The sequence below is a fragment of the Stenotrophomonas sp. 05N423 genome (assembly GCF_056397145.1).
This window is the reverse complement of record NZ_JBFTMV010000002.1, coordinates 241,879-268,691: the sequence shown is the minus strand read 5'-3', so window position 1 is coordinate 268,691 and position 26,813 is coordinate 241,879. Positions and strand designations below refer to the sequence as shown.

General features: G+C 67.6%; 20 protein-coding genes and 1 pseudogene. 11 read left to right on the top strand and 10 right to left on the bottom strand.

Going from position 1 to position 26,813, the window contains the following annotated elements; genetic code table 11:
- Positions 1–232 precede the first annotated feature (232 nt).
- Positions 233–376, top strand: coding sequence for a hypothetical protein (locus tag AC1DGW_RS05060; protein ID WP_478020113.1), 144 nt, complete (start codon positions 233–235; stop codon positions 374–376).
- A 318-nt stretch (positions 377–694) separates the two neighbouring features.
- Here AC1DGW_RS05060 and AC1DGW_RS05055 read toward each other — a convergent pair whose 3' ends face one another.
- Together AC1DGW_RS05055 and AC1DGW_RS05050 are read right to left on the bottom strand one after the other, a co-directional pair.
- Entirely contained in the window at positions 695–907 is a 213-nt protein-coding gene (locus AC1DGW_RS05055) for a cold-shock protein (RefSeq protein WP_055764855.1), read from the bottom strand.
- A gap of 181 nt (positions 908–1,088) precedes the next feature.
- Positions 1,089–1,352: a hypothetical protein gene (locus AC1DGW_RS05050; RefSeq protein ID WP_478020108.1), complete on the bottom strand. Its 264-nt coding sequence runs from the start codon at positions 1,350–1,352 to the stop codon at positions 1,089–1,091.
- Between AC1DGW_RS05050 and AC1DGW_RS05045 the strand changes: the two genes are divergently transcribed.
- Positions 1,339–1,743, top strand: a complete 405-nt coding sequence (locus tag AC1DGW_RS05045) for a hypothetical protein (RefSeq protein WP_478020106.1) — start codon at positions 1,339–1,341, stop codon at positions 1,741–1,743. The genes AC1DGW_RS05050 and AC1DGW_RS05045 overlap by 14 nt on opposite strands.
- A 67-nt stretch (positions 1,744–1,810) precedes the next feature.
- Here AC1DGW_RS05045 and AC1DGW_RS05040 read toward each other — a convergent pair whose 3' ends face one another.
- The 4 genes from AC1DGW_RS05040 to AC1DGW_RS05025 form a co-directional block, all read right to left on the bottom strand.
- Positions 1,811–2,533, bottom strand: coding sequence for a fused MFS/spermidine synthase (locus tag AC1DGW_RS05040; RefSeq protein ID WP_478020104.1), 723 nt, complete (start codon positions 2,531–2,533; stop codon positions 1,811–1,813).
- Positions 2,530–3,492 (bottom strand): 5'-nucleotidase, encoded by a 963-nt coding sequence (locus AC1DGW_RS05035; protein WP_478020100.1) that lies wholly within the window; start codon positions 3,490–3,492, stop codon positions 2,530–2,532. The genes AC1DGW_RS05040 and AC1DGW_RS05035 overlap by 4 nt, the downstream gene beginning before the upstream one ends.
- A 164-nt stretch (positions 3,493–3,656) precedes the next feature.
- Positions 3,657–4,427, bottom strand: coding sequence for an NAD kinase (locus AC1DGW_RS05030; RefSeq protein WP_478020098.1), 771 nt, complete (start codon positions 4,425–4,427; stop codon positions 3,657–3,659).
- A gap of 453 nt (positions 4,428–4,880) precedes the next feature.
- A complete protein-coding gene (locus AC1DGW_RS05025; protein WP_478020096.1) occupies positions 4,881–9,860 on the bottom strand; it encodes an NAD-glutamate dehydrogenase in 4,980 nt (1,659 codons plus the stop codon).
- A gap of 236 nt (positions 9,861–10,096) precedes the next feature.
- Between AC1DGW_RS05025 and AC1DGW_RS05020 the strand changes: the two genes are divergently transcribed.
- The 3 genes and pseudogenes from AC1DGW_RS05020 to AC1DGW_RS05010 all read left to right on the top strand — a co-directional run bounded on the left by AC1DGW_RS05020 (position 10,097) and on the right by AC1DGW_RS05010 (position 15,120).
- Positions 10,097–10,735: a TetR/AcrR family transcriptional regulator gene (locus tag AC1DGW_RS05020; protein WP_478020094.1), complete on the top strand. Its 639-nt coding sequence runs from the start codon at positions 10,097–10,099 to the stop codon at positions 10,733–10,735.
- 23 nt (positions 10,736–10,758) lie between these two features.
- Positions 10,759–11,928, top strand: a pseudogene (locus AC1DGW_RS05015) (efflux RND transporter periplasmic adaptor subunit); the annotation flags it as partial.
- A 24-nt stretch (positions 11,929–11,952) separates the two neighbouring features.
- Complete coding sequence (locus tag AC1DGW_RS05010; protein ID WP_478020092.1) at positions 11,953–15,120, top strand: multidrug efflux RND transporter permease subunit; 3,168 nt, start codon at positions 11,953–11,955, stop codon at positions 15,118–15,120.
- Positions 15,121–15,216: 96 nt separating this feature from the next.
- Here the strand turns inward: AC1DGW_RS05010 and AC1DGW_RS05005 are convergent, their stop codons facing one another.
- Positions 15,217–16,365 (bottom strand): acyl-CoA dehydrogenase family protein, encoded by a 1,149-nt coding sequence (locus AC1DGW_RS05005; RefSeq protein WP_478020090.1) that lies wholly within the window; start codon positions 16,363–16,365, stop codon positions 15,217–15,219.
- Positions 16,366–16,491: 126 nt separating this feature from the next.
- Here AC1DGW_RS05005 and AC1DGW_RS05000 point away from each other — a divergent pair, with 126 nt between their 5' ends.
- The 4 genes from AC1DGW_RS05000 to AC1DGW_RS04985 all read left to right on the top strand — a co-directional run bounded on the left by AC1DGW_RS05000 (position 16,492) and on the right by AC1DGW_RS04985 (position 22,774).
- Entirely contained in the window at positions 16,492–17,421 is a 930-nt protein-coding gene (locus tag AC1DGW_RS05000) for an ArsR/SmtB family transcription factor (protein ID WP_478020087.1), read from the top strand.
- A gap of 51 nt (positions 17,422–17,472) precedes the next feature.
- Positions 17,473–18,567: a homocysteine S-methyltransferase family protein gene (locus AC1DGW_RS04995; RefSeq protein WP_478020085.1), complete on the top strand. Its 1,095-nt coding sequence runs from the start codon at positions 17,473–17,475 to the stop codon at positions 18,565–18,567.
- Positions 18,564–21,248 (top strand): methionine synthase, encoded by a 2,685-nt coding sequence (metH, locus tag AC1DGW_RS04990; RefSeq protein ID WP_478020083.1) that lies wholly within the window; start codon positions 18,564–18,566, stop codon positions 21,246–21,248. Before AC1DGW_RS04995 ends, metH begins: the two co-directional genes overlap by 4 nt.
- 353 nt (positions 21,249–21,601) lie before the next feature.
- Positions 21,602–22,774, top strand: a complete 1,173-nt coding sequence (locus AC1DGW_RS04985) for an amidohydrolase family protein (protein WP_478020081.1) — start codon at positions 21,602–21,604, stop codon at positions 22,772–22,774.
- 182 nt (positions 22,775–22,956) lie between these two features.
- Here the strand turns inward: AC1DGW_RS04985 and AC1DGW_RS04980 are convergent, their stop codons facing one another.
- Positions 22,957–23,898, bottom strand: coding sequence for a LysR substrate-binding domain-containing protein (locus AC1DGW_RS04980; RefSeq protein ID WP_478020079.1), 942 nt, complete (start codon positions 23,896–23,898; stop codon positions 22,957–22,959).
- Positions 23,899–24,022: 124 nt separating this feature from the next.
- Here AC1DGW_RS04980 and AC1DGW_RS04975 point away from each other — a divergent pair, with 124 nt between their 5' ends.
- The gene (locus AC1DGW_RS04975; RefSeq protein ID WP_478020077.1) at positions 24,023–24,694 is read left to right on the top strand and encodes an ankyrin repeat domain-containing protein; all 672 of its coding nucleotides are present in this window, start codon (positions 24,023–24,025) and stop codon (positions 24,692–24,694) included.
- Between the two features lie 47 nt (positions 24,695–24,741).
- Positions 24,742–26,193: an amidohydrolase family protein gene (locus tag AC1DGW_RS04970; protein ID WP_478020075.1), complete on the top strand. Its 1,452-nt coding sequence runs from the start codon at positions 24,742–24,744 to the stop codon at positions 26,191–26,193.
- A gap of 165 nt (positions 26,194–26,358) precedes the next feature.
- Here the strand turns inward: AC1DGW_RS04970 and AC1DGW_RS04965 are convergent, their stop codons facing one another.
- Both AC1DGW_RS04965 and AC1DGW_RS04960 read right to left on the bottom strand, forming a co-directional pair.
- Positions 26,359–26,556, bottom strand: coding sequence for a hypothetical protein (locus tag AC1DGW_RS04965; RefSeq protein ID WP_478020073.1), 198 nt, complete (start codon positions 26,554–26,556; stop codon positions 26,359–26,361).
- Positions 26,557–26,574: 18 nt separating this feature from the next.
- Positions 26,575–26,766, bottom strand: coding sequence for a hypothetical protein (locus tag AC1DGW_RS04960; protein ID WP_478020071.1), 192 nt, complete (start codon positions 26,764–26,766; stop codon positions 26,575–26,577).
- Between the last annotated feature and the right edge of the window lie 47 nt (positions 26,767–26,813).

Below are 26,813 nucleotides of genomic sequence, written 5' to 3'. Positions count from 1 at the left end.
CGCGGGCCCACCCCAGCATGGCCCTCTGACCGGTGAACGCATCGCCGCGGACCTGGCCGCATTCGGCAAGGCAGGGGGAAAGATAGAAGTACTCGGCAACACCCCGTTGCGGGGCAAGACCCAAGCCGTGAAACCCACGCCGACCGGTCAGGGTGGCAGGGTGGAACCTGCCGCCACTGACAACCCCTCCAAAAAAGCTTGAAACCTCCCCTCCCCCGAACGGACCACAACTTTGGCCAAGATCAACTATTCATTCGAGAAGCGCCAGCGCGAGCTGGCCAAGAAGAAGCAGAAAGAGGAGAAGCTCGCCAGGAAGCGTGCCGACCCTGGCACATCGCCAGTCGATGCCGCCGCCCGGGAAACATCCACCTCGTGATGCCGCCAGGACGCCCACGCATCGCATGCGGGGGCACCACCATCAGCTTCAACACTGGGTTGCCGAGCGATGTGCAGTCACGTCGCGCGGATTTCCCCTTCGCCCCCGGACAGCAAGGGGCCTGGCGCCGGGGATATGCCACAGAGTCCGCCACACCTGCCGGACGAAAAAAAGAAGCGATGCATATGAACCGCTGGCGTCGCGAGCTCGCTGGGCAGCACGGAACTCCCGCCATCTTCAGGGTTGCACGTGGCGAACCGGCGCAATGAAAAAGCCCGGCACGAAGCCGGGCTTTTCATCAGGCGATCGCAGATCGGATCAGACCACGCGGACCTGGTCGGCCTGCATGCCCTTCTGGCCCTTCACCGCCACGTAGGTGACCTTCTGGCCTTCCTGCAGCGACTTGAAGCCGGACGATTCGATCGAGCGGAAGTGGACGAACAGGTCTTCACCACCACCATCCTGGGTGATGAAGCCAAAACCCTTGGCGTCGTTGAACCACTTCACGGTACCGGACTGGGACTGGGACATTTCAATGCTCCTTGTTGCGGAAGAAGCCGCATTCGCGGCGAGAACGCTGATTCCAAGGAGAATTGAGAAGCGGGTGCAACAGTGCAGACAAGGCATCTACAGCATCGGGCCACGATTCAAGGTGACCCTTGTCATTCAGCCCGGCCACCGTAGAGACTTCCTGCACACAAAGCAAATGCGGCTAGAGTTCCGGTTCAGTCTGGGCGGTCTGGATACGCCCCTGCACCGATGGCGCCCCCGGCAACCCATCGATAAGCTGTTGGCCGCCCGGGGAGCGCAGGCAACGCGACAGGGGTTCGGGGTTCTGTACGAAAACCAGCGACAGCGGCGTGCCGGCCGTGTCCGTCGCGGCAACCGGGGAACCACGCATCGCCCGGCACATCGTTCCAAGGCCACTACCGCCCTGCAGGCGGCCAACAAAGGGGAAGCCAATGAACTGGATCATTCGTCTCGCCCGCTGGCTCTACGCGCTCTTCTATACCTACGTGGGCGCGTCATGGTTCTCCTACCGATTTTTTGGAACTTCATGGCCCGAGCACAAGGAAACGCCGGCGGCCAAGGCATTGACCACGGCGCTGACCGACAGCGGCATCGTCGATCCGCTCATCGCCTCGGCCTGCCTCGTGGGCGGCGCCTGCCTGTTCTTCCGCAGGACCGCCCCGCTCGGCATCGCGATATTGGCGCCATTGGTGACCGGCATCTTCATATTCCATGCCTTCCTCAACCAGGACCTGGCATGGGGCGCATTCCATCTGGGCTATCTGCTGGTGCTGGCGTGGTGCTACCGGTCCGCGTTCCGGCCGCTGTGGACCCATGGCCGTCCACCGGGCGATTGACGGCCCTCCGGACGACAGCGCATTGCGGGACGATGGACGTGGCAAGACGCGGCGTGATCCGTCCCGGTCAGTACCCAGCCCGCTCCCAGGCAGCCGCCAACCGCCTGAACCCGGCGCGCAGCTGCCCGCGCGCGCGCCACGGCAACGCCGCCAACGCCGCCGCGGCCGGCCCAGGTCGCGGCGCGCCGTTCCAGGCGATCGCCACCTTGTTGCTCATATCCGGCTCGTCCAGCTTCAGTACGCGGCCGTCGAAACTACGGCGCAGCCGCGTCAGGTGGGCCCGCGTGTCGGTGTCGTAGAGGTTGCTGGCCATGACGCCGTCGGCGCCCAGCGCCGCGCGGCAGTCGTCGTAGAACGCCTGGGTGGACAGCGCCGCGGGAATGCCCTGCGCGTCGTAGGCGTCGAGCAGCAGCAGGTCGAAGCAGCCACGGTGATCGCGCAGCCAGCGTGCGCCGTCGGCGCATTCGACGTGCAGCCGCGCGTCGTCCGCCGGGATCTGGAATTCACCGCGCAGCGCGATCACGTCCGCATCGTTTTCCGCCACGTCGATGCGTGCCTGCGGCAGGTGGCGGTGACAGAACTTGGTCTGCGCGCCACCGCCGAGCCCGATGATGCCGATGCGGCGCGGCGCCGGGTGCAACCACAACGCAGCGAGCATGGTGCGGGTGTAGCCCACGTGCAGCCGCTGCGGGAACCAGCGCGACATGCGCGTCTGGGTGACGTCGCCATGGAACTGCAGTTCCACGTGCCGCCAGGTACGGCGGACATGGGCGCCTCCGTCGCCGCTCATCCGGCGCTGTCGGCGCTGGCGTTGGCGATGCCGTGCGGCACGTGGCCGGCGGCGACGCTGTGGTGCTGGCGGGCGCTGTCGATGTTGTGCTGGGAGTCGTCGAAGAAGATGTCGGCGCCGAATGCTTCCAGGAACGGGCCCTTGTGGCGGCCACCGAGAAACAGCGCCTCATCCAGGCGCACGCCCCATTCGCGCAGGGTACGGATCACCCGCTCATGCGCCGGCGCCGAGCGTGCGGTGACCAGCGCGGTGCGGATCGGCGCTTCCTCGCCCGCCGGGAACGCGGCCTGCAGCGCATGCAGGGCCGACAGGAAACTGCGGAACGGCCCGCCGCTGAGCGGCTCGTGCGCGTTCTCGCGCTCATGGCGACCGAAAGCCTCCACGCCCTGCTCGCGCGAGATGCGCTCGCCTTCGTCGCCGAAGATCACCGCGTCTCCATCGAAGGCGATGCGCAGCTGCGTGGACGGGCGCCCGGTGTCGGTGGCCGCCGCGGCGGCGGACACCTCGCCGGGACCGCGCGGCAGGATGGTGGCTGCGGCGATGCCATGCACCAGCGCACGCCGCACCGATTCGGGATTGGCGGACAGGAACAGGTCGGTGCCGAACGGCTTGACGTAGGGCCAGGTCGGCTCGCCGGCGGTGAAGGTGGCGCGCACGATGCCCAGGCCGTAGTGCTGGATGGAATTGAAGATGCGCAGCCCGGTATCGGCCGAATTGCGCGAGAGCAGGATCACCTCCACCCGCGGCGTTTCCGCCGGCGCGCCGCCGTTCAGGGCCAGCAGCTTGCGCACCACCGGGAAGGCTACGCCGGGCTTGAGGATGTCGTCCTCGTGCTCGCGCTGGTAGGCGGCGTAGGCCTCCACGCCGTCGTGCTCGAACAGCGCATGGCCTTCTTCAAGGTCGAACAAGGCACGCGATGTCACCGCAACGGTGAGCAGCCTGGGAGTGTTGTCGCCCATGGGTGGACCTGATGGGAAAGCCTGATGGATGGGAGCCAGTCTAACCGGAAGCCCTGCTGCCGACGGCAGCGTCCGCAGGAGCGCACTTCAGTGCGCGATGGAGCTTTACCGGGGAAGCCCGTCGCGCACTGAAGTGCGCTCCTGCAGGATTGTGCCCTTTGCGCTCAGAACTCGAACTGCTCGCTGAGGATGCGTTCTTCCAGATTGTGTTCAGGATCGAACAGCAGGGTCACCTGGCGCTCGCGCGATTCGCGGATGGTCACTTCCACCACGTCGCGGGTCTCGTGCGAGTCGGCGGTGACGCTGACCGGCCGTTTGTACGGATCGAGCACGCGGAAACGCACCTCGGTCTCGGCCTTGAGGATGGCGCCGCGCCAGCGTCGCGGCCGGTAGGGCGCCAGTGGCGTCAGCGCGATGGTGTTCGAACCCAGCGGCAGGATCGGCCCGTGCGCCGAATAGTTGTAGGCGGTGCTGCCGGCCGGAGTGGAGACCAGCACGCCGTCGCAGATCAGCTCCTCCACGCGCTGCTGGCCGTTGAGATCGATGCCGATATGCGCCGCCTGCCGCGTCTGCCGCAGCATCGACACGTCGTTGTAGGCCAGCGAGCCGACCGTGGTGCCCGATTCGGTGCGGGCGATCATTTCCAGCGGGCGCAGGTGCGCCGGCTCGGCCTGCGCCAGCCGCTGCAGCAGGTCGTCGTCGCGATGGTGGTTCATCAAAAAGCCGACCGTACCCAGCTTCATGCCGAATACCGGCTTGCCCGTGCTGCCGTAGCGATGCAGCGTCTGCAGCATGAAGCCGTCGCCGCCCAGCGGGCACAGCACATCGGCATCATCCGGCGCGTGGTCGCCATAGCGCACGGCCAGGCGCTCGCGGGCCTGCTGCGCGGCATCGGTGCTGCTGGCGAGAAAGGCGATGCGGGGGGACATGGCCATCATTGGTTGCCGTAGGGATTGCCGAGGATAACCCGCCACGGCGAATGGCGCGGCAGCAGTCGGGCGCTTGGCATTGATCCTTGCGATGGGAAGGCAGCGCGGCCAGGAGCGTCCCCGCTCCCGTCCGAAGGAGCGGCTTCAGCCGCGACTGCCTGTGCAACGCGTCCGGAAAGCATTCGCGGCTGAAGCCGCTCCTACGGGTAGAAAGCATCGCGGCCAGGGCCGCTCCTGCCGCAACATTCGTTGCTTCCGCAGGAGCGGCCCTGGCCGCGATGCTTTGTCTGGCAGGCGCCGACCCACGGTCGGCACCCTCTGCCAACTTTCTGGAGCAAAGCCCCCTTTGTTAAGGGGGCGCGGCGACAGCCGCGGGGATAGGCAAGCCCGAGGGCGGTGCCGAAAGCCTGCATCGCAGGCTTTCGGGTCGGGCCGGCTTCACCGGCCCGACCACGGGGTTCAAACCCCGTGCGCCGCCAGCTGGCCCAGGCGCTGCACCGCAACCGAGACGGTCGGGTAGTCCAGCGTCTTCTGCTCGGCCAGTTCGGCCAGCATCGCCAGGGTGAAGCGCAGACCGCTGTCATCGCGGCCCAGCCACGCGGCAACCTTGGCCTCGGCGCTGCTGCCCTTCATCGACAACACCTGGCCGGCCAGATTGCGCTGATGCGCGGCCAGTTCGTCGCGCAGCACGCCACGGGCAACAGCGTGCCAGCGGCCGTTGACCTCCAGCGCGTCGATCTGCTCGAACAGCCACGGCATCTGCAGGGCTTCGCCCAGGCGGAAGTGGACCTTGGACACGTCCACCGGCTTGAGCTTGCGGGTGCGGGCCAGTTCGATGATGTCGAACGCCGGCTCCAGGAACTGCAGCTCGGACAGCTGCTGCGCCAGTGCCGCCGGCAGGCCCTTCTCCTTCCACTGCTTGACGCTGGCCTCGTAGGCCGGGCGCTGCGAATCCGACAGCACGCCCGAGGCGATGCGGATGTCGTTGAACGGCCCCTGGTAGCGTTCGACCGCGGCGGTGATGCCGGGCATCGCGCCCGGGCGGTTCAGCAGCCAGCGCACGAATGCACGCTGCAGCTTCCAGATCACCTCCAGCGCGTCGACCTGCACGGCTTCGGGCAGAGTGCCGTCGAGCGCGTCGATCTGCGTCCACAGCGCACGCGCGTCCAGCGTCTCGCGGCTGATGGTGTAGGCCTTGGCGACCTCGGCCACGCTGCGGCCGGTATCTTCCTGCATGCGCATCAGGAAGGTGGCGCCCATGCGGTTGATGGTCTGGTTGGTCACCGCGGTGGCGATGATCTCGCGCTTCAGGCGGTGGCCGCCCATCGCGTCGGCATACTTCTTCTGCAGCGGCTGCGGGAAGTAACGCAGCAGTTCCTTGGACAGGTACGGGTCTTCCGGGATGTCCGACTCCAGCAGCTGCTGGAAGGCGACGATCTTGGAATAGGACAGCAGCACCGCCAGTTCCGGACGGGTCAGGCCCTGTCCGCGCAGCTTGCGCGCGGACAGCTCGGCGTCGGACGGCAGGAACTCGATCTGGCGGTCGAGCAGGCCCTGCTGTTCCAGCGTGCGGATGAAGTGCTGCTTGGAGCCCAGGCGCTTGACGCTCATCCGCTCCATCAGGCTGATGGCCTGGTTCTGGCGGTAGTTGTCCATCAGCACCAGCCCGGCGACCTCGTCGGTCATCGACGCCAGCAGCTTGTTGCGCTGCTCGACAGTGAGCTTCTTCGCGCGCACCACGTCGTTGAGCAGGATCTTGATGTTGACCTCGTGGTCGGAGGTATCAACGCCGGCGGAGTTGTCGATGAAGTCGGTGTTGAGCAGCACGCCGTTGTGCGCGGCCTCGATGCGGCCGAGCTGGGTCATGCCCAGGTTGCCGCCCTCGCCCACGATCCTGCAGCGCAGCTCGCCGCCATTGACGCGCAGGCCATTGTTGGCGCGGTCGCCGACGTCGGCGTTGGTCTCGCCGGCCGATTTCACGTAGGTGCCGATGCCGCCGTTCCACACCAGGTCCACCGGCGCCTTCAGCGCGGCGTTGATCAGGTCGGTCGGGGTCATCGACTTGATGCCGGCGTCGATGCCCAGTGCCTCGCGCACCTGCGGGGTGATCTCGATCGACTTGAGCGAACGCGCGTACACGCCGCCGCCCTTGCTGATCAGCTTGGCGTCGTAGTCGGCCCAGCTCGAACGCGGCACCTTGAACATGCGCGCGCGTTCCTTGAACGAGCTCGCCGCCACCGGGTTCGGATCGAGGAAGATGTGGCGGTGGTCGAACGCGCACACCAGGCGGATGTGTTCAGACAGCAGCATGCCGTTGCCGAACACGTCGCCGGACATGTCGCCGATGCCGACCACGGTGAAGTCCTGCTTCTGGCAGTCGCGGCCCAGCGCCCGGAAGTGGCGCTTGACCGACTCCCACGCGCCGCGCGCGGTGATGCCCATGCCCTTGTGGTCGTAGCCGACCGAGCCGCCCGAGGCGAAGGCGTCGTCCAGCCAGAAGCCGTGCGCGCGGGCGATGCCGTTGGCGGTATCGGAGAACGTCGCGGTGCCCTTGTCGGCGGCCACCACCAGGTACGGGTCGTCCATGTCATGACGCACCACGCCCACCGGCGGCACGATCTTGTTGCCGACGATGTTGTCGGTGATGTCGAGCAGGCCGTTGATGAAGCGCTTGTAGCAGGCCACGCCCTCGGCGAACCATGCATCGCGGTCCACCGCCGGGTCCGGCAGCTGCTTGGCGAAGAAGCCGCCCTTCGAGCCGACCGGCACGATCACGGTGTTCTTCACCATCTGCGCCTTGACCAGGCCCAGCACCTCGGTGCGGAAGTCCTCGCGACGGTCGGACCAGCGCAGGCCGCCACGGGCCACCGGGCCGAAGCGCAGGTGGGTGCCTTCCACGCGCGGGCCGCACACGAAGATTTCGCGGTACGGACGCGGCTTGGGCAGGTCCGGCACCTTGGCGGCATCGAACTTGAAGCTGATGTAGTCGGCCGGGCCACCATCGGCACGCAGGCCGTCCTTGCGCGGCATGTAGTAGCTGGTGCGCAGGGTGGCTTCGATCACGCCGATGAAGCTGCGCAGGATGCGGTCTTCATCCAGGCTCGATACGCCGTCCAGCAGCTTGACCAGGGTGTCGTGCACCAGCGCCATGCGCGCGTCGCGCTTGCCGCCGCGCGCCTTGACCACGCCCTCGAGCAGCTTGACGGTGGCGGCGTCGCCGCCGGCCAGCGCCTTGAACTGCGCCAGCTGCGCGTCGGCCGTGGCCTTGTCGGTGGCCGGCGCCGGCTCGAAGCGGGCTTCGAACAGTTCCACGATCAGGCGCGCCAGCAGCGGGTAGCGGTTGAAGGTGCCTTCGACGTAGGCCTGCGAGAACGGCACACCGATCTGCAGCAGGTACTTGCAGTAGCCGCGCAGCATCGAGACCTGGCGCCAGTCCAGGCCGGTGGCCAGCACCAGGCGGTTGAAACCGTCGTTCTCGGCCTCGCCATGCCACACACGGGCGAAGGCATCGGCGAAGGCGGCGCTGGCGGCAGTCGCGTCGATGGCGCCGACGGTCGATTCGACCTCGAAGTCCTGCACGTAGACCGGCGCATCGTCCACCATCAGGCGGTACGGACGCTCGGCGATCACGCGCAGGCCCATGTTCTCCATCATCGGCAGCACGTCGGACAACGGGATGTCCTTGAGCTGGCGGTACAGCTTCATGCGCAGACCGTCGGCGCCGTCGCGGAGGATCGGCTGCAGGCTCAGGCGCAGGTCGTCAGGACCGGTCAGCGCGTCGAGCTGGGCCACGTCGGCGGCGGCGATCTCGGCGCTGGAGTCCTCGATGTAGCCGGCCGGCAGCGCCTTGCCGATGCGCGAGGCGATGCGCAGGCCTTCGCTTTCGCCGTGGCTGGCGACCAGCGCTTCGCGCAGGTCGTCCTGCCAGTTGCGCAGCGCATGGGCCAGGCGCTTTTCCAGGCCCTCGGTGTCCAGGTCCAGGCTCTGCCCGGCCTTCGGGCGCACGATCAGGTGCACCTGCGCCAGCGGCGAGTCGCCGAGCACCACGCTGGAGTCGACGTATTCGCCCTGCAGCGCGTCGCGCAGCAGGGCCTCGATGCGCAGGCGCACATCGGTGTTGAAGCGTTCGCGCGGCAGGAACACCAGCGCGGAGATGAAACGGCTGAACTTGTCGCGGCGCAGGAACAGGCGGCTGCGCACGCGCTCCTGCAGGCCCAGCACGCCCATCGCGGTGCGGAACAGCTCGTCCTCGCTGGACTGGAACAGTTCCTCGCGCGGCAGCGATTCGAGGATGTGGCGCAGCGCCTTGCCGCTGTGGCTGGACGGGCTCAGGCCCGAACGCTTCATCACGTTCTCGTAGCGCTGGCGCACCAGCGGGATTTCCCACGGACGGCGATTGTAGGCGCTGGAGGTGAACAGGCCGAGGAAGCGCTGCTCGCCGACGATCCTGCCCTTGGCGTCGAATTCCAGCACGCCGATGTAATCCATGTAGCCGCCGCGGTGGATGCGCGAACGGGCATTGGTCTTGGTCAGGATCAGCGCGTCGGTCAGGCCGCTGGTGGTGTTCAGGCCCTGCGCCGCCAGCCCCTTGACCGGGCGCGCCACCGAGGTGTCCTTGCCGCGCATCAGGCCCAGACCGGTGCCGTTCTGGGCGGCCAGCACGTCTTCCTTGCCCTGCTTGCCGACCTTGTATTCACGGTAGCCGAAGAAGGTGAAATGGTTGTCCGCGGCCCAGCGCAGGAATTCCTGCGCCTCATGGCGCGATTCCTCGCTCACCGGCAGCGTACGCTGGCCCAGGTCGTCGGCCAGGGCCAGCGCCTTGTCGCGCATCGGCTCCCAGTCCTTGACGATGGAACGCACTTCTTCCAGCGCTTCGTTCACGCGCTTTGCCACCGCGTCCATCGCCTCGGCCGGCTGGCGGTCGATCTCCAGCAGCATCACCGACTCCGGCGAACCCTCGCCGACACCGGCCAGCTTGCCGGCCTTGTCGCGGCCGAGCGCGATCACCGGGTGGCCCAGCACATGCACGCCCACGCCCATGTCGGCCAGCGCCAGCGAAACGGTGTCCACCAGGAACGGCATGTCGTCGTTGACGATCTGCAGCACGGTGTGGGCCGACTCCCAGCCGTCCGTCTTCAGGCCCGGGTTGAACACGCGGACATTGGCCTTGCCCGGCTTGCGCACGCGGGCGAACTCCAGGATGCCGGCGGCCAGTGCCGCCCAGTCCTCGGCGCGATGCGCGCTGAATTCGTCGGCTTCCATGCGCTTGTAGAACGCCGAGGCGAATGCCACCGCCTGGGCCTGGGCCGCGGCGGGGTAACGCTTGCGCAAAGCCGCAAAAACCGGCTCCAGGGACAGGCCGGCCTCGGCAACACTCTGCTTGGCAGCCGGTTGGGATTTCGTTTTTGCGGACTTGGCAGCGTTGTTTTGCGATTTCATGGTTGAGCTTTCAGTGGGCTCCTGGGGAGGCGCGATTGTAGCCCCCGCCATCCGAAGAGCCTTGTTGCAGGGCCGCAATCGGGCTTTGCAGAATCCATCAAAACCACTCTCAACCAACTGTTTCAGAAAAGATTTTTCCTGGAAAACCCATCTCTTGGTGATGACAAATAAAAGCAGCGGGAAGCGCCTTTTCGCGCCGCTTTACCAATTGTGAACTGGACGGTATAGTCCAATCCGTGCATCCCGAGCCCTCCCGACCCGCGCCCGCCGACACACGCGACCAGCGCGTGTTCGACGCCGTGCGCGAACTGCTGGCGACCCAGGGCATGCACCTGAGCATGGATGCGGTGGCCGCGCACGTGGGCTGCTCCAAGCAGACCCTCTACAGCCGCTACGGCAGCAAGCGCGAACTGCTCGGCCTGGCGATGCGCCAGCACGTCAGCATCGCCGCCGCGCCGCTGGCTGGTGGCGATGAGCGTCCGCTGCGCGAGGTATTGCTGGATTTCGCCCTGCGCTATCTGGAGAACCGCAACCAGCCGCGCAGCCGCCAGGCCGCGCAGCTGATCGCCAGCGGCGCCCAGGAGTTCCGCGAAGAGGTCCGCGCGCTGTACCACAGCGGCGCCGATGCCCTGCGCGACCAGCTGGCTGAATGGATGCGAACCGAGATGGCCCGCGGGCGCATCATCCATGACGATCCGCATTTCATGGCCGAGATGCTAATAAGCATGATCGCCGGTCAGGATTTCGAACGACAACGCTTCCATGCCCCCCACCGCGACGACCCGAAGGTGCGCCGCCGGTGGGCCGAATTCGCCGTCGATGCCTTCCTGCGCGCCTTCCCGGCGCCGCCGGCCGGCATCCCCGGTACTCGCTGAAAACAACCCTCGGAGTTTCCCCGATGACCTCCCCGCTCCGCATCCTCGCCCTCTCCGGCGCCCTGGCCCTGGGCCTGACCGCCTGCAAGAAGCCACAGGAACAGGCCGCCCCGCCGCCGCCGGACGTCGGTGTCGTCGAGGCCAAGCCGCAGACCCTGCCGCTGCAGCGCGAGCTGGTCGGCCGGTTGTCGCCATTCCGTTCGGCCGACGTACGCGCACGGGTCTCCGGCGTGCTGCTCAAGCGCGTCTATGAAGAAGGCAGCGCGGTGAAGGAAGGCCAGCTGCTGTTCCAGATCGACCCGGCACCACTGCGCGCCTCGCTGGCCTCGGCCGAAGCCTCGCTGGCCTCGGCCCGCGCCAGCTACGCCAACGCCAGGACCGCCGCCGAGCGCGCACGCTCGCTGGCGCCGCAGAGCTATGTCTCCAAGTCGGACCTGGACAACGCCGAGGCCACCGAGCGTACCGCCGCGGCGGCCGTGCAACAGGCGCAGGCCGCGGTGGCCACCGCCCGCATCAGCCTGGGCTACGCCAATGTCACCGCGCCCATCGCCGGTGTGGCCGGCAAGCAGCAGGTGACCGAGGGCGCGCTGGTCGGCCAGGGCGAGGCGACCCTGCTGACCACCGTCGACCAGATCGACCCGCTGTACGTCAATTTCTCGATGACCGCCGACGAACTGAGCGCACTGCGCGCCGCCCAGGCCAAGGGCGCGGTGGCGCTGGCCGGCGACGGCAAGACCACGGTGCAGGTCAACCTGCCCGACGGCACGCCATACACCCACGAGGGCACGCTGGACTTCTCGGCCACCACGGTCGACCCGGCCACCGGCGCGGTCTCGCTGCGCGCGCAGCTGCCCAACCCCGAGCGCACCCTGCTGCCGGGCTCGTTCGTCAGCTTCAAGGCCAACCTGGGCGAGCGCAACAACGCCTTCCTGATCCCGCAGCAGGCCGTGCTGCGCGATACCCGCGGCGGCTATGTGCTGGTCGTGGGCAGCGACGGCAACGTGGCGCGCAAGGACGTGGCGCTGGAAAGCCAGCAGAACGGCAACTGGCTGGTCTCCTCCGGCCTGGCCGCTGGCGACAAGGTCATCGTCTCGGGCGTGCAGAAGGTCAAGGAAGGCGCTCCGGCCAAGCCCTCGCCGTGGCAGCCGGCCGCCGCCCAGCCCGCCACCAGGCCCGCCGCGCCGGCGCCGGCCAAGTAAGGGAACCGGGAATCCGTCATGCCTAAATTCTTCATCGAACACCCGGTATTCGCCTGGGTGGTGGCCATCCTGATCTCGCTGGGCGGCGTGATCTCGATCCTCAACCTGGGCGTGGAGTCCTACCCCAGCGTCGCCCCGCCGCAGGTCACGGTGAGCGCCACCTACCCCGGCGCCAGCGCCGCCACCGCCGAGAAATCGGTCACCCAGGTGATCGAGCAGCAGCTGACCGGCATCGACAACCTGGTCTATTTCAGCTCGTCTTCGTCCTCGACCGGCCGTGTCAGCATCACCCTGACCTTCGACAGCGGCACCAATGCCGACATCGCCCAGGTGCAGGTGCAGAACAAGGTGGCGCTGGCCACCCCGCGCCTGCCCGCCGAGGTGACCAAGCAGGGCGTGGTAGTGGCCAAGGCCAACGCCGGCTTCCTGATGGCCATCGGCGTGCGCTCGGACGACGGCTCGGTGGACCGCGACGCGCTCAACGACATCGTCGGTTCGCGCGTGCTCGACCAGATCTCGCGCGTGCCCGGCGTCGGCAGCACCCAGCAGTTCGGCTCCGAGTACGCCATGCGCATCTGGCTCAACCCGGAGAAGCTGCAGGGCTACCACCTGTCGGCCACCGACGTGTACAACGCCATCGGCACGCAGAACCTGCAGTTCGCCGCCGGTTCGGTGGGCGGCGACCCGGCCCCGAACGGCCAGGCGTTCACCGCCACCGTCGCCGCCGAAGGCCGCTACAGCACGCCCGAGGAGTTCGAGAACACCATCCTGCGGGCCAATGCCGACGGCAGCGTGGTGCGGCTGAAGGACGTGGCCAGCGTCGCCTTCGGCGCGTCCAACTACGGCTTCGACACGCGCTACAACGGCAAGCCGGTGGCCGCCTTCGCCATCCAGCTGCTGCCCGGCGCCAACGCCCTGGACGTGTCCAAGGCGGTGCGCGCCAAGATGGACGACCTCGCCCCCAGCTTCCCGCCGGGCGTGAGCTGGTTCACCCCGTTCGACAGCACCACCTTCGTCACCATCTCGATCAAGGAAGTGATCCATACGCTGGTGGAAGCCATCGTGCTGGTGTTCCTGGTGATGCTGGTCTTCCTGCAGAACTTCCGCGCCACGATCATCCCCACCCTGGTCATCCCGGTGGCCCTGCTCGGCACCTTCATGGGCATGCTGGCGATCGGCTTCACCATCAACCAGCTGACCCTGTTCGCGATGGTGCTGGCGATCGGCATCGTGGTCGACGATGCGATCGTGGTGATCGAGAACGTCGAACGCATCATGAGCGAGGAGAAGCTCGACCCGAAGCCGGCCACGCAGAAGGCGATGGGCCAGATCACCGGCGCGGTGGTGGCGATCACCGTGGTGCTGGCGGCGGTGTTCATCCCCAGCGCCATGCAGCCCGGCGCCTCGGGCGAGATCTACAAGCAGTTCGCACTGACCATCGCCATGTCGATGGGCTTCTCGGCGCTGCTGGCGCTGAGCTTCACCCCGGCGTTGTGCGCGGCCTTCCTCAAGCCAACCCACAACGACAACCCGAACTGGGTCTACCGCACCTTCAACAAGTACTACGGCAAGCTCGAAAAGAGCTATGTCGGCACGGTCGGCAGCGTCATCAGGCACAGCCCGCGCTGGCTGATGGTGTTCGCGCTGCTGGTGGTGCTGTGCGGCTTCCTGTTCACCCGCCTGCCCGGCAGCTTCCTGCCGGAAGAGGACCAGGGCTATGCGCTGGCCATCGTGCAGCTGCCGCCGGGCGCGACCAAGGGCCGCACCACCGTGGTGTTCGACCAGCTGTACGGAATGATGAAGGACGACCCGTCCTTCGAAGGCATGATGCAGGTCACCGGTTTCAGCTTCGTCGGCTCGGGCGAGAACGTCGGCATGGCGTTCATCCGCCTCAAGGACTGGGACGCCCGCAAGGAAACCGCGCCGCAGTTCATCCAGAAGATGAACGGCATGGCCTTCGTCGGCATCAAGGACGCGCAGGTGTTCTTCGTCAACCTGCCGACGGTGCAGGGCCTGGGCCAGTTCGGCGGCTTCGACATGTGGCTGCAGGACCGTGCCGGCGCCGGCCAGGATGCGCTGATGGAAGCGCGCAATACCCTGCTCGGCGCGGCGTCGAACGACAAGTCGCTGGTCGCGGTGCGCCCCAATACGCTGGAGAACTCGCCGCAGCTGCAGCTGAAGGTCGACCGTGTGCAGGCCCAGGCCATGGGCGTGTCGGTCAATGACGTCTACACCGCGATCCAGATGATGCTGGCGCCGGTCTACGTCAACGACTTCTTCTACGGCGGGCGCATCAAGCGCGTGAACATGCAGGCCGACGCCGCCTACCGCACCGGCCCGGAATCGCTGCGCAGCTACTACGTGCCCAGTTCGCTGAGCAAGGACGCCGACGGCCAGCGCTCGATGATCCCGCTCAGCACGGTGGTCAAGTCCGAGTGGATCTACGCGCCGCCGGCGCTGAGCCGCTACAACGGCTACTCGGCGGTGAACATCGTCGGCTCGCCGGCGCCGGGCGGCAGTTCCGGCCAGGCGATGGCGACCATGGAGAACCTGGTCCACAACGACCTGCCCAACGGTTTCGGCTACGACTGGAGCGGCATGTCCTACCAGGAAATCCTGGCCGGCAACGCCGCCGCCCTGCTGATGGTGCTGTCGGTGGTGGTGGTGTTCCTGTGCCTTGCCGCGCTGTACGAGAGCTGGTCGATCCCGGTCTCGGTGCTGCTGGTGGTGCCGGTCGGCATCCTCGGCGCGGTGGTGTTCTCGATGCTGCGCGGCCTGCCCAACGACCTGTACTTCAAGATCGGCATGGTGACGGTCATTGGCCTGGCCGCGAAGAACGCGATCCTGATCGTGGAGTTCGCGGTGGAGCAGCGCGCCGCCGGTAAGACCCTGCGCGAGGCCGCCATCGAAGCGGCGCACCTGCGCTTCCGCCCGATCCTGATGACCTCGTTCGCGTTCATCCTGGGCGTGCTGCCGATGGCCATCTCCACCGGCGCCGGCGCCAACGCCCGCCACTCGCTGGGCACCGGCGTCATCGGCGGCATGCTGTTCGCCACCGTCATCGGCGTGCTGCTGATCCCGCTGTTCTTCGTCACCGTGCGCCGCGTGCTCGGCGACAGGCTGGACGAACAGTCCAGGCAGTTCATCGAGCAGCACAAGGTGCGTACGGTGCAGCAGGATCGCTGATCCGGCTGCAAGCCCTGGAACGACGAAGCCCCGGCAATGCCGGGGCTTCGTTTTTCACTCTGCAGAGCGCACCATGGGGCGCTCCCGCCGCCAGAGTCAGCGCACGCCGGTCTCGTTGCGGGCGATGACCAGGCGCTGGATCTCGCTGGTGCCTTCGTAGATCTCGGTGATCTTGGCGTCGCGGAAGTAGCGCTCCAGCGGCATTTCCTTGGAATAGCCCATGCCGCCGTGGATCTGCACGGCCTGGTGGGCGATCCACATCGCCGCTTCCGAGGCGGTCAGCTTGGCCACCGCGGCTTCGGTTGAGAACTTCTTCCCCTGGGCCTTGGTCCATGCCGCGCGCAGGGTCAGCAGCAGCGCCGCGTCCAGTTTGCACTTCATGTCGGCGATCTTGGCCTGGATCATCTGGAAGCTGCCGATCGGCGCGCCGAAGGACTTGCGCTCGCGCACATAGGCCAGCGACGCCTCGTAGGCCGCGCGGGCGATGCCCACCGCCTGCGAGGCGATGCCGATGCGGCCGGAGTCGAGCAGGCTCATCGCGATCTTGAAACCCTGCCCCTCAGCGCCGATCACATCCTCGGCGCGCGCCACGTAATCCTGGAACTCGATCTCGCAGGTAGCCGAGGCGCGCACGCCGAGCTTGGGCTCGGTCTTGCCGCGGCCAAAGCCCGGGCGGGTGGTGTCGATCATGAAGGCGGTGATGCCGCGTGCGCCCTGCGACGGGTCGGTCATCGCGAACAGCACGATGTAGCGCGCCACCGGGCCGGAGGTGATCCAGCTCTTCTGGCCGTTGATCACGTAGGAACCGTCGGCCTGCTTCAGCGCGCGGCAGCGCATGGCGGTGGCGTCGGAACCGGACTGCGATTCGGTCAGGGCGAAGGCGCCGATCTCGCGGCCTTCGGCAATCGCGCGCACGTACAGCTGCTTCTGTTCCTCGCTGCCATGGCTGAGCACGGCGTTGCAGAACAGCGAGTTGTTGACCGACATGATGGTGGCATGCGCGGCGTCGGCGGCGGAGACCTCGACGATCGCCAGCACGCTGGATACCGGGTCCATGCCGGCACCGCCGTATTCGACCGGCACCTCGATGCCCATCAGGCCGTTCTCGCCGAGCAGGCGGATGTTCTCCAGCGGGTATTCGCCGGTCGCATCGTGGTGTTCGGCGCTGGGCGCGATCTTCTCTTGGGCGATGCGGCGGGCGACATCCTGCAGCATCAGTTGTTCGTCGGAAAAGCTGAAATCCACTGCACCCCTCCCAGGGCGTTACGAAGTTGCGATTGTAACCATCGCGACCGCCTCCGCCCATGCGCGCCTTGACCGCATCGCCCCGTCCGACCGAGAATATCTCTATATCGCGATAGGTAGATATTTATGGATCTGGAAGACTGGTCGACCCGCCTGAAGGTGTTCGCCGACGCCACCCGCGTGCGCCTGTTGACGCTGCTGGAACAGGAAGAGCTGACCGTGGCCGAACTGTCGGCCATCACCACGCTGGCACAGCCGCGCGTATCCACCCATCTGGCCCGGCTGAAGGAAGCCGGGCTGGTGCGCGACCGCCGCGCCGGCGTGTCGGCCTACTATCGCTTCGACGAGGCCGCGCTGGATCCGGCGCAGCGCGCATTGTGGCATGCCCTGAGCAACGGCAGCGACGACCCGCTGCTGCGCCAGGATGCCGAGCGCGTGCCCGCGGTGCTGGCGATGCGCGCCGCCGACCAGAACTGGGCCGACAGCGTGGCCGGCGACATGGAGCGCCACTACTCCCCGGGCCGCACCTGGGAGGCGCTGGCGCGCAGCGCGCTGCCGCTGCTGGAAACCGGCGACGTACTCGACATCGCCTCTGGCGACGGCGTACTGGCCGAACTGCTGGCCCCGCACGCGCAACGCTATGTCTGCGTCGACACCAGCGCGCGCGTGGTCGCCGCGGCCAGCGAGCGCCTGCGCAAACTGCCCAACGTGGAAGTACGCGAGGGCGACATGCACAAGCTGCCGTTCGACGACGGCAGCTTCGACCTGGTGGTGCTGATGCATGCCCTCACCTACGCCAGCCACCCGGCCAAGGCCGTGGCCGAAGGCGCGCGCGTGCTGCGCCCCGGTGGACGGCTGATGCTGTGCAGCCTGGCCCGCCACGAGCACAAGGCGGCAGTGGAGGCTTACGGCCACGTCAACCTCGGCTTCACCGGCAAGGATCTGCGCAGGTTCGTCGAGAAGGCCGGGCTGGAAGTGTCCAGCCTGGAAACCGTCACCCGCGAGAAGCGCCCGCCGCATTTCGAGGTGATCTCGCTGATCGCCCATCGGTCCTGAAGCCCGGCGCGCGCCTCCCTCCCCTCCCCGATTCCACGTCACGGTCCGCCCATGCACGCCCTCCCCTGGCTCCACCCCGAACGCGTCGCCAAGCTGCTGCGCGCCCTCGAACAGCGCATCCTGGTCATCGACGGTGCCATGGGCACGATGATCCAGCGCCATGGGCTGGAGGAAGCCGACTATCGCGGGCAGCGTTTCGCCGAGGGCTTCGACAGCAGCCACGTCCATGGTCCCGGCTGCGGCCATGACCTGAAGGGCAACAACGACCTGCTGCTGCTGACCCGGCCGGAGATCATCGCCGGCATCCACACGGCCTATCTGGAAGCCGGCGCCGACCTGGTGGAAACCAACACCTTCAACGCCACCTCGGTCAGCCAGGCCGACTACCACCTCCAGCACCTGGTCTATGAGTTGAACAAGGCCGGCGCGCAGGTGGCGCGGCGGTGCTGCGACGCCGTCGAAGCCGACGATCTAGCCAACGACCGGCCGGAAAAACCGCGCTTCGTGATCGGCGTGCTCGGCCCGACCAGCCGCACCGCTTCGATCAGCCCGAACGTCAACGATCCGGGCTTCCGCAACACCAGCTTCGACGAACTGCGCACGACCTACCGCGAGGCCATCGACGGGTTGATCGACGGCGGCGCCGATACGCTGATGGTGGAAACCATCTTCGACACGCTCAACGCCAAGGCCGCGCTGTTCGCCATCGAGGAAGCCTTCGACGCGCGCGGCGCGCGCCTGCCGGTGATGATCTCCGGCACCATCACCGACGCCTCCGGCCGCACCCTGTCCGGGCAGACCGCCGAAGCCTTTTACGCATCGGTCGCGCACGGCCAGCCGCTGTCGATCGGCTTCAACTGCGCGCTCGGCGCGACTGACATGCGCCCGCACGTGGAAACGCTGGCGCAGGTGTCCAGCGGCTACGTCAGCGCCCATCCCAACGCCGGCCTGCCCAATGCGTTCGGCGAGTACGACGAGACGCCGGAGGAAATGGCCGCCACGCTGAAGGAGTTCGCAACCTCCGGCCTGCTGAACCTGGTCGGCGGCTGCTGCGGCACCACCCCGGCGCACATCAAGGCGATCGCCGGGGCGGTGGCGGGCGTGCCGCCGCGCGCATTGCCGCAAACGCAGGAGCAGGCCGCATGAACACCACGCCCTACACCCGCCTGTCCGGGCTGGAACCGCTGGTCATCACCCCCGACCTGCTGTTCATCAACGTCGGCGAGCGCACCAACGTCACCGGCAGCGCGCAGTTCAAGAAACTGATCAAGGAAGACTGCTACGAGGAAGCGGTGGACGTGGCGCGCCAGCAGGTCGCCAGCGGCGCGCAGATCCTCGACGTCAACATGGACGAGGGCCTGATCGATTCCGAGAAGGCGATGACCCGCTTCCTCAACCTGATCATGTCCGAGCCGGACATCGCCCGCATCCCGGTGATGGTGGATTCGTCGAAATGGAGCGTGATCGAAGCCGGCCTGAAGTGCCTGCAGGGCAAGAGCGTGGTCAATTCGATCTCGCTCAAGGAAGGCGAAGCGGCCTTCATCGAACACGCGAAGCTGGTGCGCCGCTACGGCGCCGCCGCGGTGGTGATGGCCTTCGACGAGGACGGCCAGGCCGACACCTGCGCGCGCAAGGTGGAAATCTGCACCCGCGCCTACCGCATCCTCGTCGAGCAGGTCGGCTTCCCGCCGCAGGACATCATCTTCGACCCGAACATCTTCGCCGTCGCCACCGGCATCGAGGAGCATGACAACTACGCGGTGGACTTCATCGAAGCCACCCGCATCATCAAGCGCACGCTGCCCCGCTGCCACGTGTCCGGCGGCGTGTCGAACGTGTCGTTTTCCTTCCGCGGCAACGAGACCGTGCGCCAGGCGATCCATTCGGTGTTCCTGTACCACGCGATCAGGGCGGGCATGGACATGGGCATCGTCAACGCCGGCGCGTTGCCGATCTACGACCAGCTCGACCCGGAACTGCGCGAGCGCGTGGAGGACGTGATCCTCAACCGCCGCAAGGACGGCACCGAGCGCCTGCTGGAAATCGCCGAACGCTACAAGGGCAAGAAGGGCGAGAAGAAGACCGAGGACCTGGGCTGGCGCCAGAAGCCGGTGCGCGAGCGCCTGGCGCATGCGCTGGTGCAGGGGCTGGACGCATGGGTGGAGGAAGACACCGAGGAAGCGCGGCAGCAGGCCGCGCGTCCGCTGGACGTGATCGAAGGCCCGTTGATGGACGGCATGAACGTGGTCGGCGACCTGTTCGGCGCCGGCAAGATGTTCCTGCCGCAGGTGGTCAAGTCGGCGCGGGTGATGAAGAAGGCGGTGGCCTACCTGCTGCCCTTCATCGAGGCCGAGAAACTGCGCACCGGCGACGTCGGCAAGAGCAACGGCAAGATCGTCATGGCCACGGTCAAGGGCGACGTACACGACATCGGCAAGAACATCGTCGGCGTGGTCCTGGCCTGCAACAACTTCGAGGTGATCGACCTCGGCGTGATGGTGCCGGCGCAGAAGATCATCGACACCGCGCTGGCCGAGAACGCCGACCTGATCGGCGTATCCGGCCTGATCACCCCGTCGCTGGAAGAGATGAGCCACGTCGCCCGCGAGATGCAGCGGCAGAACCTGAGCATCCCGCTGATGATCGGCGGCGCCACCACCTCGCGCGCGCATACCGCCCTGAAGATCGACCCGCACTACAAATCGCCGACGATCTGGGTGAAGGACGCATCGCGCGCGGTCGGCGTGGCGCAGTCGCTGATCTCCGATGAGCTGCGCGGCCCGTTCGTCGCCGCCAACGAGGCCGACTACGCCGATATCCGCCAGCGCCACCGCAACCGCGGCGACGCCAAGCGGCTGGTGTCGCTGGACCACGCGCGCGGCCAGCGCTTCACCTGCGACTGGACGCGATACACGCCACCTGCGCCGAAGCAGCCCGGCCTGCACGTGTTCGAGGACTGGCCGCTGGACGACCTGCTGCCATTCATCGACTGGTCGCCGTTCTTCAGTGCCTGGGAGCTGGCCGGCAAATTCCCGGCGATCCTGACCGACGAGATCGTCGGCCCGCAGGCCACCGAGTTGTACGCGGATGCGCGGGCGCTGCTGGACCGGATCATCAGGGAAAAGTGGCTGACGGCCAAGGCGGTGTTCGCGTTGTGGCCGGCCAACAGCCGCGGCGACGACGTGGTCATCGAGCGTGGTGGCGAATCCACCACCCTGCACTTCCTGCGCCAGCAGGTCGACAAGCCCGCCGAACGCCCCGACTTCTGCCTGGCCGACTTCATCGCCCCGGAAGACAGCGGCAAGCAGGACTGGATCGGCGGTTTCGCGGTCACCGCCGGGCTCGGCATCGAGCCCCACCTGGAACGCTTCCGCACCGAGTTCGACGACTACAACGCGATCCTGCTCAAGGCGCTGGCCGACCGCCTGGCCGAGGCATTGGCCGAGCGCCTGCACCACCGCGTGCGCACCGAGTACTGGGGCTATGCCACGGACGAGGCGCTGGACAACGAGGCATTGATCGCCGAGCAGTACGCCGGCATCCGCCCCGCACCCGGCTACCCGGCCTGCCCGGAACACAGCGAGAAGCGCATGCTGTTCGACCTGCTCGATGCCGAACGCAATGCCGGCATGCTCCTGACCGAAGGCTTCGCGATGCTGCCGGCGGCAGCGGTGTCCGGCTACTACTTCAGCCATCCGCAGAGCCAATACTTCGTGGTCGGCCGCGTGTCCAAGGAACAGGTGGCCGACTACGCGCGGCGCAAGGGCGTGGACCGGGCGCAGGCGGAGAGGTGGCTGGCTTCGAATCTGGACTACGACCCTGAATGAAAAGGCGCCTCGCAGATGCGGGGAAACCCGGATGCGTGGCGACGCGCTGCACGAACCGGTGCCTCGTTTCCTCGCGGCGCAGCTTCCAACCTGGGCCACCATCCCGCATGAAAACCGCTGCGGGGAAGTGAAGTCACGGTCGCGTGCGCTGCAGGTGACCGGCGTCCGGCGCGGCGTGCGGACGCCTCCGGGCTGACAGCAATCTCGAGCCGGCTTCCGCCCGACTCCGCCGCACGGGTCCGCGCCAACCAACGGCCAGTGCCGGGACGAATGGGCCCCATCGCGATACTTCATTTCCGGTGGACAGGTGCCGGGCCTATCGTGGCAGCCCGATCCGCCCCCACGAAGCCGCCATGGTCGACCAACTCTTCATCAACGCCGTCGGCCCCGACGGCCAGCCCCTGGAACTGGCCGTCGCCGGCGGCCGTTTCGCCGCCATCGGCCCGAACCTGCCGCGCACCGAAGGCGCGGCGCTGGTCGACCTGGGCGGCCAGCTGGTGCTGCCAGGCTTCGTCGATGGCCACATCCACCTGGACAAGAGCTTCGTCGGCGACCGCTGGCATCCGCACCGTTCGGCACAGACCCTGCGCGAGCGCCTGGCCATCGAGAAGCAGGAACTGGCCGCCGCGCCATCCATCGTCGAGCGTGCCGACGCACTGGTCGCGCAGGCGGCCGCATTCGGCACCGTGGCGATGCGCAGCCATGTCGATGTCGACGCCACCACCGGCCTGGACAATCTGCAGGCGGTGAGCGCGGTGCGCGAACGCTGGCGCGGCATCGTCGATATCGAACTGGTCGCGTTCCCGCAGGCCGGCGTGATGTCCTGTCCCGGCACGGCCGAGGTACTGGACGCGGCGATGCGCGAAGGCGCGCAGGTGATCGGCGGCATCGACCCGGACACGCTGGACGGCGACAGCAGGGGCCAGCTCGACGTCGTGTTCGGCATCGCCGAGCGCCACGGCGTCAAGGTCGACATCCACCTGCACGAACCCGGCCTGGGCGGCATCGAGCAACTGCGGCGCATCGCCGAACGCACCCGCGCGCTCGGCATGAAGGGGCGCGTGGCGGTCAGCCATGCCTATTCGCTGGGCGAGGTGGACCAGGCGCAGGTGGACCGCATCGCCGCCGTGCTGGCCGATGCCGGCGTGGCGATCATGACCAATGCCCCGGGCGACCGCCCGTTCCCGCCGGTGCGCCGCCTGCGCGCGGCCGGCGTGGAAGTGTTCATGGGCAACGACAACATCCGCGACGCATGGTGGCCCTACGGCAACGGCGACATGCTGCAGCGGGCGATGCTGCTCGGCTACCGCTCCGGGTTCTATACCGACGAGGAGCTGTGCATGGCGCTGAAGATGGCCACCGGCGCCGGCGCGCGGGTGATCGGCCTGCAGGGCTATGGCCTGGCCGCCGGCAACGAGGCCACTTTCCTGGTGCTCGACGCGCCCAATGCCGCGGCCGCCGTGGCCGGCGTGCCGTGCCGCCGCCGCATCATCCGCCGCGGCCAGTTCGTGCAGGACGCCACCTGATCGATTCTGCGCGAGCGATGCGATTGCTCCCGTAGCTGCGGGCCTTGCTCCTCATCGGACTTTCCCGGTGAAGTCCCGCACCTGCGGCAGCCCCTGCCCTCCAGCTCGTCATTCCTGCGCGGGCGGAGGTGTTTTTCAACAGCCCGGAAGGCGGGTCAATCGCCCTATGGCTGATACGTGGATCAAACGCCCCCGCCGACAACCTTTGCCTTCCCTCGTTCCTCGTTCCTCCCCACCCGTTCCTCGCCCTGCGACTGGCCCAGCATCTCCACCAGCATGTCGGCCAGCACCCGCACCTCGGGATCGGCGGAAGGCCGCATCAGGATCGCCAGTTCGATGCTGTCGATCTCCGGCAGCCCGCTTTCCACACCCAGCACCACGTGCGCCGGCGTCACCGTGCGCGCCGGCAGCAGGCTGATGCCCAGGCCATCGGCCACAGCCGCCTGGATGCCGCCCAGGCTGGAGCTGGTGAAGCTGATGCGCCAGCGCCGGCCCAGCGCCTCGATCGCGTCGATCATGTCCTCGCGGTACAACCCCCGCGGCGGAAAGGCCACCAGCGGCACCGGATCGAGCGCGAACGCCGGACTGGCTGCACTGTCGATCCAGCGCATCGGCTCGGGCCAGCAGGCCAGCGCCTCGCGGCTGCCGCGGCGCTGCTTGACCAGCACCAGGTCCAGCTCGCCGCGATCGTAGCCCTCGCCCAGCGCGCGGCTCAAGCCGCTGCTCACCTCCAGCTTCACCCGCGGGTGCAGCCGGTTGAAGTCGGCCAGCAGGTGCGTGGTGCGTCCGCCGGCGAAATCCTCCGGCACGCCAAGGCGGAGAGTGGTGGCCACGCCTGCGCCGGACAGCGCCTCGCCCAGTTCCTCGTTCAGCGCCAGCAGGCGCCGCGCATAGCCCAGCACGGTCTCGCCGGTGTCGGTGGGACGCACGTCGCGCACGCCGCGGTCGAGCAGGCGGTGCCCGGCCAGTTCCTCCAGGCGCCGCACCTTCTGGCTGATGGTGGACTGGGTGGAATGCAGGCGCGCCGCCGCCGCGGTGAAGCTGCCGCAATCGGCCACCGTCACCAGCGCGCGCAGCAGATCGAGGTCGAACAGCGCTCTATTCGATTTCGGACTGATCTCCATCGTTACATTTCATTTCTGGATGGAAGAGACGGCTTGTAGCATCGACGCCGGCCGGGCGCAAACGCCCGCGATCACGATGCGCCCCGCGGGCGCGTCCGCACGCTGCAGAAACAGGAGGCAGGCGATGTCCGCTCGACATTGGATCACCGCGCAGGTACTGGCCACGGCCATGCTGGCGTCGTGCTCCGCCGCCAGCGCCCCTTCCTTGGCGCAGCCGTTGTTCCAGGCCGCCGAATCCGGCGATGCGAAGGCGGTACGCGCCCTGCTCGCCCAGGGCGCCGATACCCGCACCCGCGACGCCAGGGGCCGCACACCGCTGCTGGCCGCCGTCCATGGGCGGCAGACCGAAGCGGCGCGGGCATTGATCGACGCCGGTGCCGATGTCAACGCCAAGGACGCGATCAGCGACAGCGCCTATCTGTACGCCGGCGCCAGCGGCCAGCTCGAAATCCTGCGGATGACGCTGGCCCACGGCGCCGACTTGCGCAGCACCAACCGCTACGGCGGCACCGCGCTGATCCCGGCCGCCGAACGCGGCCACGTGGACACAGTGCGCACGCTGATCGACGCCGGTGTCGATGTGGACCACGTCAACCGCCTGGGCTGGACCGCCCTGCTGGAGGCCATCATCCTCGGCGATGGCGGCGCCCGCCACCAGGACATCGTGCGCCTGCTGATCGATGCCGGGGCCGATACGAATCTGGCCGACCGCGAAGGCATCACCCCGCTGCAGCACGCCCGCCAGCGCCGACAGGCCGCCATCGAACACATGCTGGCCGACGCCGGCGCCCGCTGATCCCTCTCTCCGTTGTGCGGCCCGCCGCACGCCACTGGAACCCACCGATGAAAACCACGCTTTCCCTCGCCCTGTCCTCCCTGCTCGTGCTGGCACCGCCGGCGCTGGCCGCGCGCTCCAGCGCCGACGTGCTGGTCCGCCACGCCACCGTCGTCGATGTCGAGCATGGCCGTACCCTGCCCGGCCAGGCGGTGGCGATCCGCGGCGACGAGATCGTGGCCGTGGGCGACGACAAGGCACTGGCCAGGCAGTGGCGCGCCGGCACGACCATCGACGCCAGAGACCACTACCTGATTCCCGGCCTGTGGGACATGCACGTGCACTTCGGCGGCGGCCCGGCCCTGGTCGAGGAAAACAAGGCGCTGCTGCCGCTGTACGTGGCGCATGGCATCACCACCGTGCGCGACGCCTCCGGCGACCTGCCCGAGCAGGTGCTGTCCTGGCGCGGGCAGATCGCCAGCGGCCAGTTGTTCGGCCCGCAGCTGTTCACCTCCGGCGCCAAGATCGAAGGCATCAACCCGGTGTGGAAGGGCACCATCGAGGCCGGCGACGAGGCCGGCGTCGACGCCGCGCTGGACCGCGAACAGCGTGACAAGGTCGATTTCGTCAAGATCACCGATAGCACGCTGAAGCCGGAACTGTTCCTGTACGCAGTATCCGAGGCCAAGAAACGCGGCCTGCGCACCTCCGGCCACATCCCGATGGCGCTGACCGTCGAACAGGCCGTCGACGCCGGACTCAGTTCCATCGAGCACCTGGACTATGCGTTCCAGGCCGGCATCCCGGATGAAGCCAGGATCACCGCCGACCTGGCCGCCGGCCGCATCGACCGTGCCGAAGCCAGCCGTCGCCTGCACATCGGTTTCGACCGCGATACCGCGATGGCAGCCTATCGCCACTTCGCCGAACTCGGCGTGGCGGTCACCCCCACGCTCGATGGCGGCCGCATCCTCAGCTTCCTCGATGCCGAACCGCACGCCAACGACCCGTACCTGGCCTACATCGGCCCGGGCCTGCGCGACACCTACACCTGGCGCGTGGAACGCGCGGCCAAGGCCACGCCGGAGCAGATCCAGGCCCGTCACGAACGCTATGCGCAGGTCGCCACCGTGCTGCCCCTGTTGCAGGAAGCCGGCGTGCGCATCATGGCCGGCACCGATGCTGGTTTCCTCAACTCCTACAACTACCCCGGCATCGGCCTGCACAATGAAATGGCCCTGTACGTGCGCGAAGGCCTGACCCCGGCACAGGTGCTGGTCGCGGCCACCCGCAACGGCCCTGCCTGGTTCGGCAAGCTGGACCGCTACGGCGCCATCGAGGCCGGCAAGGCTGCCGACCTGGTGCTGCTGGAGCGCAACCCGCTGCAGGACATCAGCGCGACCCGCGCCATCGACACCGTGGTGATGCGCGGCAAGGTCTACGACCGTGCCGCACTGGACGCCATGCTCGCCGGGACCAAGGCCAAGGTCGCCGCCTGGAACGCCGAAGCGAAGCACTGACCCGGCGCCATCGGCGAGATTCGTTCCACGCTCCCGGCGCGAACGCCGGCACCGGAATCTCGGACCGATGGACGCCCACAAGGGCCGATCCACCAGCCCGCCTCGATACCGCAGCGCGAACCCAGGCGCTCGAAGAACAAGCCCCGCACATGGCGGGGCTTGTTTTTACGGGGTGCCGTTGCAGCGGGTATCGACGCAGTCGAGATAGACCTCGAAGCATTGATTCTGGTCGTTCCCCTGGCCGATGCACTTCTGGTAGGCATACCAGCAGGGCCGTTCGCAATCCGCCCCGGCCGCGACGCCGCCGAAGACGGACATCGACAGAAATCCCAATGCGCCGATACGCTTGATCCACTGTTTCATGCCGTGCTCCTCAAGAGGTTATTTGCTGCAGAACTCGACGCAGCTCTCGTACTCGGCCCTGCACATGCCCTGATCACCACCATTGGCGATGCAGTTTTTGTAGATTCGATAGCAGAGGTTCTCGCAGGTCGGCGCCGCGCTCGCGACGCCTCCCGCCGTGGCAGAGGCAAGCACGCCAAACGCGGTCATCTTCTTGATCCACTGTTTCATGTCACTCCCCTCAAGGCCTGTCATCAGGCAAAAGCGAGGCTATGAGC

Excerpts from the sequence above, each read along its gene's own strand:
- AC1DGW_RS05055 (WP_055764855.1), bottom strand. The coding sequence starts at position 907 with ATGTCCCAGTCCCAGTCCGGTACCGTGAAGTGGTTCAACGACGCCAAG.
- AC1DGW_RS05045 (WP_478020106.1), top strand. The coding sequence starts at position 1,339 with ATGAACTGGATCATTCGTCTCGCCCGCTGGCTCTACGCGCTCTTCTAT.
- AC1DGW_RS05050 (WP_478020108.1), bottom strand. The coding sequence starts at position 1,352 with ATGATCCAGTTCATTGGCTTCCCCTTTGTTGGCCGCCTGCAGGGCGGT.
- AC1DGW_RS05040 (WP_478020104.1), bottom strand. The coding sequence starts at position 2,533 with ATGAGCGGCGACGGAGGCGCCCATGTCCGCCGTACCTGGCGGCACGTG.
- AC1DGW_RS05035 (WP_478020100.1), bottom strand. The coding sequence starts at position 3,492 with ATGGGCGACAACACTCCCAGGCTGCTCACCGTTGCGGTGACATCGCGT.
- AC1DGW_RS05030 (WP_478020098.1), bottom strand. The coding sequence starts at position 4,427 with ATGGCCATGTCCCCCCGCATCGCCTTTCTCGCCAGCAGCACCGATGCC.
- AC1DGW_RS05025 (WP_478020096.1), bottom strand. The coding sequence starts at position 9,860 with ATGAAATCGCAAAACAACGCTGCCAAGTCCGCAAAAACGAAATCCCAA.
- AC1DGW_RS05010 (WP_478020092.1), top strand. The coding sequence starts at position 11,953 with ATGCCTAAATTCTTCATCGAACACCCGGTATTCGCCTGGGTGGTGGCC.
- AC1DGW_RS05000 (WP_478020087.1), top strand. The coding sequence starts at position 16,492 with ATGGATCTGGAAGACTGGTCGACCCGCCTGAAGGTGTTCGCCGACGCC.
- AC1DGW_RS04995 (WP_478020085.1), top strand. The coding sequence starts at position 17,473 with ATGCACGCCCTCCCCTGGCTCCACCCCGAACGCGTCGCCAAGCTGCTG.
- metH (WP_478020083.1), top strand. The coding sequence starts at position 18,564 with ATGAACACCACGCCCTACACCCGCCTGTCCGGGCTGGAACCGCTGGTC.
- AC1DGW_RS04985 (WP_478020081.1), top strand. The coding sequence starts at position 21,602 with ATGGTCGACCAACTCTTCATCAACGCCGTCGGCCCCGACGGCCAGCCC.
- AC1DGW_RS04980 (WP_478020079.1), bottom strand. The coding sequence starts at position 23,898 with ATGGAGATCAGTCCGAAATCGAATAGAGCGCTGTTCGACCTCGATCTG.
- AC1DGW_RS04975 (WP_478020077.1), top strand. The coding sequence starts at position 24,023 with ATGTCCGCTCGACATTGGATCACCGCGCAGGTACTGGCCACGGCCATG.
- AC1DGW_RS04970 (WP_478020075.1), top strand. The coding sequence starts at position 24,742 with ATGAAAACCACGCTTTCCCTCGCCCTGTCCTCCCTGCTCGTGCTGGCA.
- AC1DGW_RS04965 (WP_478020073.1), bottom strand. The coding sequence starts at position 26,556 with ATGAAACAGTGGATCAAGCGTATCGGCGCATTGGGATTTCTGTCGATG.
- AC1DGW_RS04960 (WP_478020071.1), bottom strand. The coding sequence starts at position 26,766 with ATGAAACAGTGGATCAAGAAGATGACCGCGTTTGGCGTGCTTGCCTCT.